Source organism: Mesorhizobium sp. GbtcB19 (assembly GCF_019091085.1).
Lineage (GTDB): Bacteria > Pseudomonadota > Alphaproteobacteria > Rhizobiales > Rhizobiaceae > Mesorhizobium.
Genome location: NZ_JAGXJY010000001.1, coordinates 90,604 through 103,376 on the forward strand (window position 1 = coordinate 90,604; position 12,773 = coordinate 103,376).

Annotated in this window: 12 protein-coding genes and 1 tRNA gene; 9 read left to right on the top strand and 4 right to left on the bottom strand. The window is 64.6% G+C overall.

Features of this window, described 5'->3' with window-relative positions; genetic code table 11:
* The first annotated feature begins 112 nt into the window (after positions 1–112).
* The 4 genes from phaC (at position 113) to KVT37_RS00440 (ending at position 4,543) form a co-directional block, all read left to right on the top strand.
* On the top strand, positions 113–1,948 hold the full coding sequence (gene phaC / locus KVT37_RS00425) for a class I poly(R)-hydroxyalkanoic acid synthase (protein ID WP_217568578.1): 1,836 nt from the start codon (positions 113–115) through the stop codon (positions 1,946–1,948).
* Between the two features lie 327 nt (positions 1,949–2,275).
* Positions 2,276–3,448, top strand: a complete 1,173-nt coding sequence (locus KVT37_RS00430; protein WP_254633772.1) for a YcbK family protein — start codon at positions 2,276–2,278, stop codon at positions 3,446–3,448.
* A 474-nt stretch (positions 3,449–3,922) separates the two neighbouring features.
* Positions 3,923–3,997: transfer RNA gene (locus KVT37_RS00435), tRNA-Glu, on the top strand.
* Positions 3,998–4,054: 57 nt separating this feature from the next.
* On the top strand, positions 4,055–4,543 hold the full coding sequence (locus tag KVT37_RS00440; protein ID WP_217568582.1) for a hypothetical protein: 489 nt from the start codon (positions 4,055–4,057) through the stop codon (positions 4,541–4,543).
* 132 nt (positions 4,544–4,675) lie between these two features.
* On the opposite strand, the gene KVT37_RS00445 is transcribed toward KVT37_RS00440, so the two are convergent.
* Together KVT37_RS00445 and KVT37_RS00450 are read right to left on the bottom strand one after the other, a co-directional pair.
* On the bottom strand, positions 4,676–4,969 hold the full coding sequence (locus tag KVT37_RS00445) for a hypothetical protein (RefSeq protein WP_217568584.1): 294 nt from the start codon (positions 4,967–4,969) through the stop codon (positions 4,676–4,678).
* Between the two features lie 72 nt (positions 4,970–5,041).
* Positions 5,042–5,935 carry a LysR substrate-binding domain-containing protein gene (locus KVT37_RS00450; RefSeq protein WP_217568586.1) on the bottom strand — a complete coding sequence of 298 codons (894 nt, stop codon included), beginning with the start codon at positions 5,933–5,935 and terminating at the stop codon, positions 5,042–5,044.
* A 96-nt stretch (positions 5,936–6,031) separates the two neighbouring features.
* Here KVT37_RS00450 and KVT37_RS00455 point away from each other — a divergent pair, with 96 nt between their 5' ends.
* From KVT37_RS00455 to KVT37_RS00475, 5 genes are all read left to right on the top strand, one after another.
* Positions 6,032–7,054, top strand: a complete 1,023-nt coding sequence (locus KVT37_RS00455; protein ID WP_217568588.1) for an agmatine/peptidylarginine deiminase — start codon at positions 6,032–6,034, stop codon at positions 7,052–7,054.
* 56 nt (positions 7,055–7,110) lie between these two features.
* Positions 7,111–8,142, top strand: a complete 1,032-nt coding sequence (locus tag KVT37_RS00460; RefSeq protein ID WP_306796721.1) for an agmatine deiminase family protein — start codon at positions 7,111–7,113, stop codon at positions 8,140–8,142.
* Positions 8,143–8,150: 8 nt separating this feature from the next.
* On the top strand, positions 8,151–9,041 hold the full coding sequence (aguB, locus tag KVT37_RS00465) for an N-carbamoylputrescine amidase (protein ID WP_217568592.1): 891 nt from the start codon (positions 8,151–8,153) through the stop codon (positions 9,039–9,041).
* 36 nt (positions 9,042–9,077) lie between these two features.
* On the top strand, positions 9,078–10,166 hold the full coding sequence (locus KVT37_RS00470; RefSeq protein WP_217568594.1) for an extracellular solute-binding protein: 1,089 nt from the start codon (positions 9,078–9,080) through the stop codon (positions 10,164–10,166).
* 162 nt (positions 10,167–10,328) lie between these two features.
* Positions 10,329–10,580 carry a hypothetical protein gene (locus KVT37_RS00475; protein ID WP_217568596.1) on the top strand — a complete coding sequence of 84 codons (252 nt, stop codon included), beginning with the start codon at positions 10,329–10,331 and terminating at the stop codon, positions 10,578–10,580.
* Positions 10,581–10,604: 24 nt separating this feature from the next.
* Here the strand turns inward: KVT37_RS00475 and KVT37_RS00480 are convergent, their stop codons facing one another.
* Positions 10,605–11,852, bottom strand: a complete 1,248-nt coding sequence (locus KVT37_RS00480) for an ATP-binding protein (RefSeq protein ID WP_217568598.1) — start codon at positions 11,850–11,852, stop codon at positions 10,605–10,607.
* Complete coding sequence (locus KVT37_RS00485; RefSeq protein ID WP_217568600.1) at positions 11,849–12,574, bottom strand: response regulator; 726 nt, start codon at positions 12,572–12,574, stop codon at positions 11,849–11,851. Before KVT37_RS00485 ends, KVT37_RS00480 begins: the two co-directional genes overlap by 4 nt.
* Between the last annotated feature and the right edge of the window lie 199 nt (positions 12,575–12,773).

Sequence of the window (12,773 nt, forward strand, 5' to 3'; positions counted from 1 at the left end):
AACATTAATCGTCATATTGTTTTCCTGGCAGCCGGGTTACTGCGAATTGGACCCGGTCAGATGTCCCATGGTAATATGTCAAGAAAACGCTCCCGGAGGAACCCCGCGAACCATGTCCAAACCTGACGATTCGGACAAAGCGGAAAATGGCGGACCTTCGGCCATCGAGCAATATCTGGTGAAGGACCCCGAGCTCTTCGCCTTGAACATGGCGCGCATGGTCGAGCAGGCAGGCAAGGCGGCTTCCGCCTGGGCCGAGCCGCGCGAGAAGGGCGAGGTGCGCGATCATGTCGCCGAACCCGTCGTCGACATGGTCAAGACCTTCTCCAAGCTCTCCGAATACTGGCTGGGCGATCCGCAGCGCGCGCTCGAAGCGCAGACGCGGCTGTTCGCCGGCTATATGACCGTCTGGGCGAACGCCATCCAGAAGGTTACACCCAATGCCGAAACCGCCGACGACGCGGTCAAGCCGGAGCGTGGCGACAAGCGCTTCCAGGATCCCGAATGGGGCCGCAATGCCTTCTTCGATTTCCTGAAACAGGCCTATCTCGTCACCTCGCGCTGGGCGAACGAACTCGTCGAGCATGCCGAGGGCCTGGACGAGCACACCCGCCACAAGGCGAGTTTCTACGTCAAGCAGGTGTCCAACGCGATCGCGCCGTCGAACTTCATCCTGACCAATCCGGAGCTGTTCCGCGAGACCGTCGCCTCCAACGGCGAGAACCTGGTGCGCGGCATGAAGATGCTGGCCGAGGACATCGCCGCCGGCAAGGGCGACCTCAAGCTGCGCCAGGCGGACTACGCGCCCTTCGAGATCGGCAAGAACATCGCCACGACGCCCGGCAAGGTCATCGGCCGCAGCGATGTCGCCGAGATCATCCAATACGATCCGGTGACGGAGACGGTGCTGAAGCGGCCGCTGCTGATCTGCCCGCCCTGGATCAACAAATATTATATCCTCGACCTCAACCCGCAAAAGTCCTTCATCCGCTGGGCGATCGAGCAGGGCCACACGGTCTTCGTCATCTCCTGGATCAACCCGGACGAGCGTCACGGCGCCAAGGGCTGGGAGGCCTATATCCGCGAGGGCCTGCAATTCGGCCTCGACATGGTGGAGAAGGCGACCGGCGAGAGCGGCGTCAACGCCATCGGCTATTGCGTCGGCGGCACGCTGCTCGGCGCCGCGCTTGCGCTCCTGGCGCAGGAAGGCGACCACCGCATCAAATCGGCCACCTTCTTCACCACGCAAGTCGACTTCACCTATGCCGGCGACCTGAAAGTCTTCGTCGACGAGGACCAGGTCACCGCCGTCGAGCGCTCGATGAGCGAAAAGGGCTATCTTGAAGGCACCAAGATGGCGACCGCCTTCAACATGCTGCGCTCGGGCGACCTGATCTGGCCGTATGTCGTCAACAACTATATGCGCGGCAAGGAGCCCCTGCCCTTCGACCTGCTCTACTGGAATTCCGATTCCACGCGCATGGCGGCCGCCAACCACTCCTTCTATCTGCGCAACTGCTATCTCGAGAACAATCTCTCGCGCGGCGTGATGGAGCTTGCCGGGCGCACCGTCTCGCTGGCCGACATCACCATCCCCGTCTACAACCTGGCCACGAAAGAGGACCACATCGCGCCGGCGCTTTCCGTATTCCTTGGATCGCAGTTCTTCGGCGGCGACGTCGAATATGTGATGGCGGGTTCCGGCCATATCGCCGGCGTCGTCAACCCGCCCGCGGCCAAGAAATATCAGTACTGGACCGGCGGCAAACCGGTGGGCGACTTCAATGCCTGGCTTGCCGCGGCGCACGAGCATCCGGGCTCCTGGTGGACGCACTGGCAGCACTGGATCGAGAACCAGGACGACATCCGCGTAGCCGCCCGCAAACCCGGCAAGCGCATGAAAACCTTGGGAGATGCGCCGGGCACCTATGTCAAGGTGCGTGTGTAACGGACTGTAATGTCTGGTGAGTTGACGGGCCGCCAAAACAGGGCGAAATGGTGGCGTCAATCGTTTTAGCGGCCTCAAATCACCTTCCGACGCAGAATAATTCCGAGGCTTGCAGATTCGACACATGTCCCGTTTCCGGTTGGGAACAGGAGGGTTATCGCGACGCGGTTCTGGAGTGGCGTGGCGGTGACGAACCGACCGGATACCGAGGGGGAATTTGTTTTGAAATCAGCGGGTTGGCGTCTAGGACGAAGGGAGAGTCGCAGCATTGCGGCGGCGCTCTTCTCCGTGCTTCTGGCCTCCTGCACCTCGACTGGCGACCCGACCATGTCGGTCGTCTCGCCAGCCTACAATGCAACCGCTAGCGGGATGAGCGCGACGTCCGGCGCCAAGACCGCGACCGCCGCCAATTCGTCGGTTCAGGCAGCGTCCGCGACCGCCGATGCGGCGGCGACCGTGATGAGCGAAGGCGACACGCCTTTGCCCGAAAAGGTCGCCTATGTGCCGGAGACGCGGCCGCAGGCCGCCTTCCCCGCCGTCGCCGTGCCCGCGGGCGCCGACACGATTGCCGGCAACACGCCGCAACCGCTGGTTCAGCCGACGCAGACAGCCGAACAGACGCAAACCGTCGCCCAGCAGGTCGCCGCCGGCGATGCCGCCGCCGTCGCCTCGAAGGCGCAGGCGACCACGCAGGCCATGAACAACGGCGTCTATGTCACCGCGGGCGAGCCGACGCAGCCGCAGATCGCCGCGCCGAAGAAAGGCCTGTTCGCCTCGCTGTTCAGCACCACGCCGGCTTCGGCCGCGCCCGCGCCGCTGATCAACAACGCGCGCTCTGGCGACCAGCCCGTTGCCGCGCAGGCCAAGACCACGCCACCCCCGCCGGCCAAGCCGATCGTGACGCTGGCCTCGGCGACGCCGGGTGAAAAGCCGGTGCAGCTCGCCTCGATCGACGACCCGAGCAACCACATCACCGGCGCCGATGCCCTGCCAGGCGTGCGCCAGACGGCGCTGTTCGAGATCAAGCGCAAGTCCGGCATCGACGACGAAAGCGACGTCGACCTCAACGAGGACGAAGGCGGCGGCGGTTCCTACCAGGTGGCGTCGGCCGCCGGCATGGCCAGGCTCGCGCCCAACGGCCTGCTGAAGCAGAATGAAAGCGTCGACGTCGCCTGCCTGAAACCGTCGCTGGTGCGGGTGCTGAAGACGATCGAGGGCCATTTCGGCCGCAAGATGGTCGTCACGTCCGGCTATCGCGATCCCTCGCGCAACCGCCGCGCCAACGGCGCCAAGAACTCGCTGCACATGTACTGCGCCGCCGCCGACATCCAGGTGCCCGGCGTGTCGAAGTGGGAACTGGCGAATTACGTCCGCACGATGCCCGGCCGCGGCGGCGTCGGCACCTACTGCCACACCGAATCCGTCCATGTCGACGTCGGCCCCGAGCGCGACTGGAACTGGCGCTGCCGTCGCCGCAGCGGCGGTGGCGAGGACGGCTGAGTTCGGCTAGGCCCCTGCTGGGCCCCTGCATAGCCATTTGGCCGATTGGAAGCCGATCACCGCCACGTTGCTTCAACATGCCATCAGGAACGTTCGCGATTGGCCGAAGCCTTCCGAACTTCGTCATCCACGGGCGGAGCGGGAGCAAAGCGGACGCGCGGACCCGAGGATCCATTCCGTGACCTTCGCCGAAGGGCTCAGCGGAGCAGAATTCTGCACCGCGGAAACGCCTCGACGTCACGGAATGGATTCCATGGTCTGCGCCGCGTCGCTTCGCTCCTTGCTCCGCCATGGAATGACGACCGCGAGGGAGGTTCCGGATAATCTCCAGGGATGCGCGACCAGGCGGGGCCGAAACCGCCACTCCAGCCCACCGAGGGGCGGCTTTTGCCGCTCCTGAAAAAAGTTGTCGCATGTGGCGCCAGATGGGTTGCCGGTTGCCAACAACGCAATTATAAGCCGCTTCGTCTGAGCGCGCCCATCGTCTAGCGGTTAGGACACCGCCCTTTCACGGCGGTAACAGGGGTTCGATTCCCCTTGGGCGTACCAGACCTTTCAGCCACTTAGCACCAGCCGCACTGGAATCGATGGCGATGGGCAAAGGCGATGACCGACACCAGTCAATGGCCGGCGGTCCCGGTCTATAAGCCGCGCGACTATCTCCGCATCCTGGAGCTTTCAGCAACCAGCGATCTGCCGGCGACCTGGGAGGATTGGTGGGAGGGTTTCCAAGCATCCGACGCTGAGCAGCGCCGCCGCGGCTCGCCCGCAATCAGGGTTCAGATCCATGCCGGCAAATTCAAAGCCTGGCTGCAGGCCAACTCGCTTTCGTCGTCGGAACAGACCCGGCAGCAATTCGCCCAACAACGACTCGACATGAAACGAGCCCGGCGGGCAGAGCGTCGAATTCCGAAACTGCCCTCGCCCCCGTCTTGGGGACAACCGCCGGTCCTTCCATCACATTGGACTCATCGACCGTTGGAGCTGCTCGCCTATCTGCTATTGGCCATCGCAATCGGTTCGGTCCTGGCAGCCATTTGGGATGGCTGGCACAGTTGGAGCTTACGGGCGTTACCCGATTGGCCGCTTCCCTAGGCGTTGCGCTGCCGTGTTGCACGGAAGGTCCGGCTAAGGCGCGCTATCATGTCCGCCCAAAACACCAGTCCACACCAGCGTCTCGAAAAACTCGACCTTGAGGCCGCCCCGGTGCTCGGCGCTGGCCGCCTTTCAATCCGGAACCATCGGTGAAGGCTCCTTGCACAGATACACCATGCACTGACCGTCACTGGTCGGGACATAGTCAGCCATCGGCACATCGGGGGCGATGCACTCGTTGCTGAACTGCTGCACATAGCGATCATAGGTGTTCGGCCCGGTGGTCAGCACCACGGCACGCTCACTCCGGATCAAGTCACGGGTCTGCGCGCAGGTCATCTTGCGCGTGTCGGGCCGGGCGTCGGCGAAACTTGTAGCAGCAAGGAGTGCCGCTGCAGCGCAAAGCGTAATCTTGCCCATGGGCATGGTGGTATCCTCGCGAAAACCTCGTATCGCCAAATTCGCATCTTGTGACGTGGCTCCGCAACCGAGGCGCGGTCACGATGCGGCGAGCGGAGCCGCCTGCGCGCGCAGCCAATCCCAGCTTCCCATGACGTCGACGTCGCGCAACCGGTCGCGGGTGGAAACCGCGTACCAGCCGCGACCGGCTTCGAGACTGCGATCGAAGGGCTGCACGAGGTTTCCCGCAACGAGCGCCTCCTCGGCCAAAACCAGGCTGCCCAGCGCCACGCCCTGTCCGAACTCGGCGGCCGCCAGCGCCAGGTCGCTGTCGCTGAAATTGCTTCCGTGCCAGGTGCCGTTGGGCTCGAGGCCGGCGTTGCGCAGCCAGTCCGCCCAGCCGATCGGACGCTCGTCGTGGATCAAGGACGCGCCGAGCAGATCCGCCGGATTGCGCAGCCCGCCGGCCAGCTTCCTGGTCGCGACGGGCGACAGACGATCCCTGGCGATCAGAAAGCTCTCGCAGCCCTCCGGCGGCGCATCCGCGTGGACGATGGCGAGATCGAGCTCCATCGTTTCGAAATCGACCGGCGCGCCGCTGGTGTCGAGCCATGGCTCGCATGCCGGCACTGCGGCCCGCAAAGCCGGCAGGCGATGGAGCAGCCAGCGCCGGCTGAAATCGCGCGGTGCGTAGATGACGACGCTGCCCGGCTTGCGGTAGGGCTCCAGGCGCCGGTACCCCTCCTCCATCATTTCGAGGCAGCGCCGCACGGTGCGCTGGTAATCGCGTCCGGCGTCCGTCAGCCGCACCTCGCGGCCGAAGCGCATGAACAACGGCTGGCCGATATGCCCCTCGAGCAGGCGCATCTGGTGGCTGATCGCCGACTGGGTGAGGCCCAGTTCCTCGGCGGCGCGGCTGAAGCTTTCCAGGCGCGAGGCCGCCTCGAACCCCTTCAGGAACTGCGTCGGCGGAATATGCCGGAACTTCACCATTCATGAATCCCATTCACCAGATCGAGGAACGCTTCTCAGTTGTATGGGCGTTCGGCTCGATTAACAATGAACCCGGTACATGAATGGAGAGTTTCGATGAACGCCATCGAGTGGCCGGCCCAGCAGCTGAAGATCCGCCGGCCCGCCGAGTTCGAGCCACACGCCAGGACCTGGATGGCCTGGCCGCACCGGCAGGATTTGTATGGCGCCACGTTGCCCGCCATGCAGCAGGCCTATGTCGAGGTCGCCCACGCCATCGCGCAATTCGAGCCGGTCGTCATGGTGGCCCATCCCGACCATGCCAGGGGCGCCCGCGCTCAGCTCGGCAGCCGCATCGGTGTGGTCGAAATCCCGATCGACGATTGCTGGATCCGTGATTCCGGCCCGACCTTCCTGAAGCTCGCCGACAGCCGGCTTGCCGGCGTGTCCTGGCGCTTCAATGCCTGGGGCCGCAAGCATGAGCCCTATGATCAGGACAACGCGCTTGCCGAGCGGCTGCTGGCGCGTGAGGACGCTTTCATCCTGCGCTCCTTCCTGCATTGCGAGGGCGGCTCGCTGACCACCGACGGTGAAGGCACGCTGATCGCGACCGAGACCAGCCTGCTCCATTCCAATCGCAATCCCGGCCTGTCGAAGGCGTGGGTGGAAAAAGAGCTGATCCGCATGCTCGGCCTGGAGAAAATCGTCTGGCTGCCGGGCGACCCGCTCGATCTGGAGACCGACGGCCATGTCGACGGCATGTGCTGTTTCGTGCGCCCCGGCGTGGTGATGTTCGAATTCAATCCCGATCCGTCCGACCTGCACGGCCGCATCCTTGCCGACAACCTTGCCGCTCTGGCCAGCCAGACCGATGCAAATGGCCGCGATTTCGAAGTCATTCCGATCCCCGAGGCCTATGACGTCGAGGCGACGAGCGCTGTCTTTGCCCGCTCCTACATCAATTTCGCTTTGACCAATGGCGGCGTCGTCATGCCGGATTTCGGAAAACCCTCGGGCGTGGAAGCAAGGGCCGCGGTCGCCCGCGCCTTCCCCGACCGCCGCATCGTCACCGTCGATGTCGGCGCCGTGGTGCCGGCCGGTGGCGCCATCCACTGCATCACCCAGGAACAGCCGCTGTAGGCGGGTCGAACGATGAGCACCAAATGGACGCGGCGTCACTTCATCACTTTGCACTCATGCCTGAGACCGCCACAAAGACGGCCCGGGCCGAAGAGTGGAAGGTCACAGTCCCCTCCGAAACCGAACCGCATGCCAGGACCTGGATGGCGTGGCCGAGCACGCCGGCGGTCTATGGCGGACGTGGCGCCTATTACGAAAGCGTGCAGGAGACGCTCGGCCGATTGGCAGCCGCAATCGCCGAGAACGAGCCGGTGGCGATGGCCGCTCCGGCGGGCGAACATGAATTGGCGGCGACGCTGTGCGGCCCCAGGGTCGAGCTCGTCGATATTGCGACCGACGACATGTGGATGCGCGATGCCGGCCCTGTATTCGTGCGCGCCGCGGACGGCGCCATCGCCGCCGTCGATTTCAACTTCAACGGCTGGGGCGACAAGCAGGCGCATGCCCGCGATGCCGGCAATGTCGCCCGCCACGCCGATGTGATCCGTCATGTCGCCACGATCCGCGGCGAAGGCGGCGGCATCGAATATGACGGCGACGGCTCGCTGCTGCTGGCCGAGAGCTGCTGGGCCAACGACAATCGCAATCCCGGCCTGAGCCGCACCGACATCGAAAGCCAGCTCAAGACGATGCTCGGCGTGGAGACCGTGATCTGGCTTCCCGGCGTGCGCGGGCTCGACATCACCGACGGTCATATCGACGGCTCGTTCCGCTTCGCCAAGCCGGGCATGCTGGTGGCGAGCAGCGTGGCTGGCGACACCTCCGAATGGGGCCGCGCCCATGCCGAAGCGCTCGCCATCCTGGCGAAGTCGAAGGATGCGCGCGGACGCGGCTTCGAGATCGTGTCCATTCCCGCCGCTACCGATGTGCGCTCGAACAGCGACGACTTCCTGACCAGCTACGCGAACTATTATCTCGGCAACGGCGCGCTTTACACACCGCAATTCGGTGACGCAAAGGCCGACGCCTTCGCCGAGGAGACGCTCGGCCGGCTCTACCCCAGCCGCCGCATCGTCCAGCTCGACATGGACCGCATCTACGAGAATGGCGGCGGCATCCACTGCGTCACACAACAGCAACCGAGATGAGGTGAGCCGTGCGCCAATTGATTGCCGCCGCCGTCCAGATTTCCTGCACCGACGAGGTCGAGGAAAACCTCGGCAAGATCGAACGTCACGTCCGCGAAGCCGCAAGGCGTGGCGCCGGGCTCGTCGTACTGCAGGAATTGTTCGAAGGCGTCTATTTCTGCATGGACGAGGACAAGCGGCACAACAGCCGCGCCTCCCCCGTCGAAGGACACAAGACCATCGCGCGCATGGCGGCGCTGGCGCGCGAGACAGGTGTCGTCCTGCCGGTTTCGCTGTTCGAGCGCGACGGCTCGAGATTGTACAACACGCTGGTCATGATCGACGCCGACGGCAAGGTGCTCGGCCGCTACCGCAAGAGCCACATCCCGAACAGTCCCGGCTACTCCGAGAAACTCTATTTCGCCGATGGCGACACCGGTTTTCGCGTCTTCGAAACCGCCGTCGGCAAGGTCGGCGCCGGAGTGTGCTGGGATCAGTGGTTTCCGGAGGCGGCCCGCGCCATGGTGCTGATGGGCGCCGAGGTCCTGATTTACCCGACGGCCATCGGCTCGGAACCGTCCTATCGAGGTTGGGATTCGCGCGACCACTGGCAGCGCGTCATGCAGGGCCATGCCGGCGCCAACCTGACGCCGGTCATCGCCGCCAACCGCATCGGCACCGAGCGCGGCGACGCCAGCGAAACCACCTTCTACGGCTCGTCCTTCATCGCCGATCACACCGGCGCCAAGCTGGCCGAAGCCGACCGCGTGTCCGACAGCGTGATCACTGCCGCGCTCGACCTCGACGCGATTGCCGACGCCAAGCGCAGCTGGGGCGTGTTCCGCGATCGGCGCCCCGATCTCTACGGCGTGCTGCTGGAGCCGACGCCCGATCGCCTGCTTGCCAAGAATGCGGCCTGATTGAACGGCCCCGACCGGGGCTTACCAAGGGAGGAAATGATGAAACGCTGGCTCGCGCTTGCCGCGGCATGCCTTTTTGCGACCTCGGTTCAGGCCGAGGAAAAGATCCTGCATCTCTATTCCTGGGAGTCCTATTTCGGACCCGGCACGATCGAGAAATTCGAGGCCGAGACCGGGATCAAGGTCACCTACGACATGTTCGATTCCAACGACATGGTCGAGACCAAGATCCTCACCGGCGGTTCCGGCTACGATCTCATCACCATCAACCTCTCGCCGCACTTGCGGCGCGAATTGCCGACGGGGGTCTGGGCAAAGCTCGACAAGGGCCGCCTCTCCAATCTCGGCAATCTCGATCCTGCCCTTGTTGCCCGTGTCGACGAGGTCGACAAGGACGGCGAGCACGGCGTGCCCTGGATGTGGGGAACGACCGGCGTCGGCTACAATGTCGACAAGGTCCGCGAGATCATGCCCGATGCCCCGGTCGACTCGCTGCGCATGCTTTTCGATCCGGAGATCGCCAGGAAATTCGCGCCGTGCGGCATCACCATGCTCGACGATGCCGAACAGGTGCTGGGCCTGGCGCTGATCTATCTCGGACTGGACCCGGACACTACCGATCCCGATGTCCTGCAGAAGGCGGTGGACGTGGTCACCAAGGTGCGCCCCTTCGTGCGCAAATTCCATTCGTCCAGCTACATCAACGACCTCGCCGAAGGCGACGCCTGCGTGTCGCTCGGCTTCTCCGGCGACATGCATATCGCCGATATCCGGGCGAAGGAGGCGAAGCGCCCCTACTCGATCGCCTATCGCCTGTCGAAGGAAGGCAATCTGGTGTGGGCCGACATATTGGCAATCCCGGCCGATGCCCCGCATCCGGAAGCCGCGCACGCCTTCATCGACTTCGTGCTGCGCCCGGAGATCGCCGCTTCCGCGGCCACCGACACCGGTTTCTCGACCGCGAACAAGGCCGCGCTTGCGCTCCTCGACGGGAAACTGCGTTCCGATCCCGATCTCTATCCCTCCGAAGAAGCCCAGAAGCGCTTCCATCTGCCGAAAGCGCTCGATCAGAGGGCATTGAAGATGTGGTCGAAAGCCTGGGACCGCGCCAAGGGCCTGGAATGATCGAGAGCCCATTTACGGCGACGGCTGCGGTCAAGGCCGCAGCCTCGTCCAGCGCACACCTCTTGGAGCGGAAACGCGACGTTAACGTCGTTGGCGGTCGGCGGGAGCCGATCGCGGCTCGAAAGTGTAGGGTTGGGCCGGCTCCCAACGGTGGAGGCGAAGATGAACTTGCTTCGAACAGCGCTCCTGTGCGCGGCAATGACCGGACTTGCGGGGTTCCACCCCGCCCGCGCCGAGGATCAGCCTGCCCAGTCGAACGATGGCGCGGCGCAACAGCAACCGGCCATTCACTGCGAGGGGCAGAATTGCCTGCCGCCGCAGGACGATCCCGCTTTGGAGTGCAAAGGGCAGGATTGCACGCCGGCTCCGGCGACGGATCAGCCGGCCGGCCCGGTGATTGAAAAGGTCAAGTAGGCAAGCTCGACGGCGCCGCGTCCATCAGGAAACGGCGCCGAAAACCACCGTCTGCCGCAGCCCGCCTTCCGGCCTGTTTTCCAGCGTGATCGTTCCGCCGTAGCGTTCGATGATTTCCTTGGCGATGGCGAGGCCGAGACCGGCGCCCGCGATGAATTGTGTGCGCGCCGGATCGACCCGGAAGAACGGCTCGAAGGCCTTGTTCAGAAGATCCGCCGGGATGCCGGGCCCGCGATCGGCGATGGTGAGGACCGCGCGGCCGCCTTGCGCGGCGAGCGAGACGGTGCAGCCCTTGCCATGCGTCGCCGCATTGACGATGAGGTTGCGCAACGCGCGCCGCAGCCCAAGCGCGCCGGCCCTGACCGAAACCTTGTCCAGATGCTCGATCGACACGGCATGGCCGAGCGAGGCCATCTCGACCTCGAGATCGCGGACCAGCCTGTCGAGCTCCAGCGGCTCGACCGCATCCTGGTTCACCTCCTCGCGCACCAGGCGGATGGCGCTGTCGGCGATGCGGTCGAGCTCGTCGAGGTCGTTGAGCCATTTCTCGCGATCCTCGTCGAGGAATTCCGCCCTGAGCCGCATCCTGGTCATCGGCGTCCTGAGATCATGGCCGGCGGCCGCGACCAGCCGCATGCGGCTTTCCATGGCGGTCTTCAGTCTTGCCGACAGCTCGTTCAGCGCATGAGCGGTGGCCCGCACCTCGGCCGAGCCTTTTTCCGGCACGATCGCCAGCATGCCGTCCGATCCGATCTTGCTGACGGCGGTCTCCAGCATTTCCAGCGGCCGCACCAGCACGCCGGTGAAGTAGATCGACACCGGCGTGGCGCCGAGCACGATCAGCGCCATCCAACCCGCCAGCCCGTACCAGACATCGCGCGGCGGGCCGAAATCCGGCACGTCGACAATCATCCAGCGATGGTCGGGCAGCGCCACCGAAGCGACCATTCCCGACCGTTCGGCATTGCGGCTGACCACGGCCGAAACATCGAGGCCGTTGTGATGAAGGATCTCGTTCAGAACCTTTGTGTGCTTGCGATCCTCGAAACCATCGGCCGGGCGATCCCTTACGATGACGGGTGCGTCGCCGGCATTCGGCACGTGACCTGGAACAAGTTGCACCATGTACTGGATTTGGTGAGCAAGCGGACCCATGACCAGTTCGGGTGAGGGCCCGCCGAGCACCTTGACGGCGACGAAGGTGGCAAGGCCGACCACGCCCAGGATCGAAACGACGAGAAGGATGATCAGCCGGCGGCGGAGCGAGGTCATGGTTCGACATCCGTCGTCTCGACGCGCGCGGTGAGCTGGTAGCCGCCATTGCGCACGGTCTTGAACAGGGAGCCCTCGCCGGCCTCGGCGAATTTCCGCCGCAGCCGGCTCATCAGCACGTCGACCGAGCGCTCCAGCGGATCGCGCTCGCGCCCTTGCGTCAGGTCGAGCAGCTGGTCGCGCGACAAAAGCCGCCCCGGCCGGTCGAGGAAGACCTGTAGCAGGTCGAATTCGGCGCCGGTGAGATCGACCGCGGCACCCTCGACATCCATCACCTTGCGCGTGTCCGGCTCCAGCCGGTAGCCGGCGAAACGATAGACCCGCACCTTGACCGGCGCCGCCTCTTCCGGCGCCGCGCGCCTGAGCACGGCGCGGATGCGGGCCGAGAGCTCGCGCGGATTGAACGGCTTGCCGAGATAGTCGTCGGCGCCGAGTTCGAGCCCGATGATGCGATCGACATCCTCCTTCAGCGCGGTGAGCAGGATGACCGGGATATGCGGTTTGCGATCGCGCAGCGAGCGGCAGATGTCGAGCCCCGAACCGTCAGGCAGCATGACGTCGAGAACGATGAGATCGAACTGGCCGGAGCCGAGCTTCTGCTCGCACTCGCGCCGGTCCGCCGCCACCGACACGCGAAACCCCTGCCCGTCGAGATAGCGCCCGAGCAGCGTCCTGATCTCGCGATCATCGTCGACGACGAGGATGTGGGGTTGTGCCTGCATTCTTCGCCCGCTTGCCTTCTGGTTTCGTGATTATAGGGAGCGACGCCGCCAAGCGGCATGGAAAATTGCAACACAACGTTTCCGGAAGGGCGCCGGCAACATTCGGAAACAAATCTCCTTTTTGCGGAAACCTTCGGCAACGCCCAGCCGCAAAGCGGCAAAAGACGCTTCCTATCCTCCGAGCAATCCGAAGCATGCA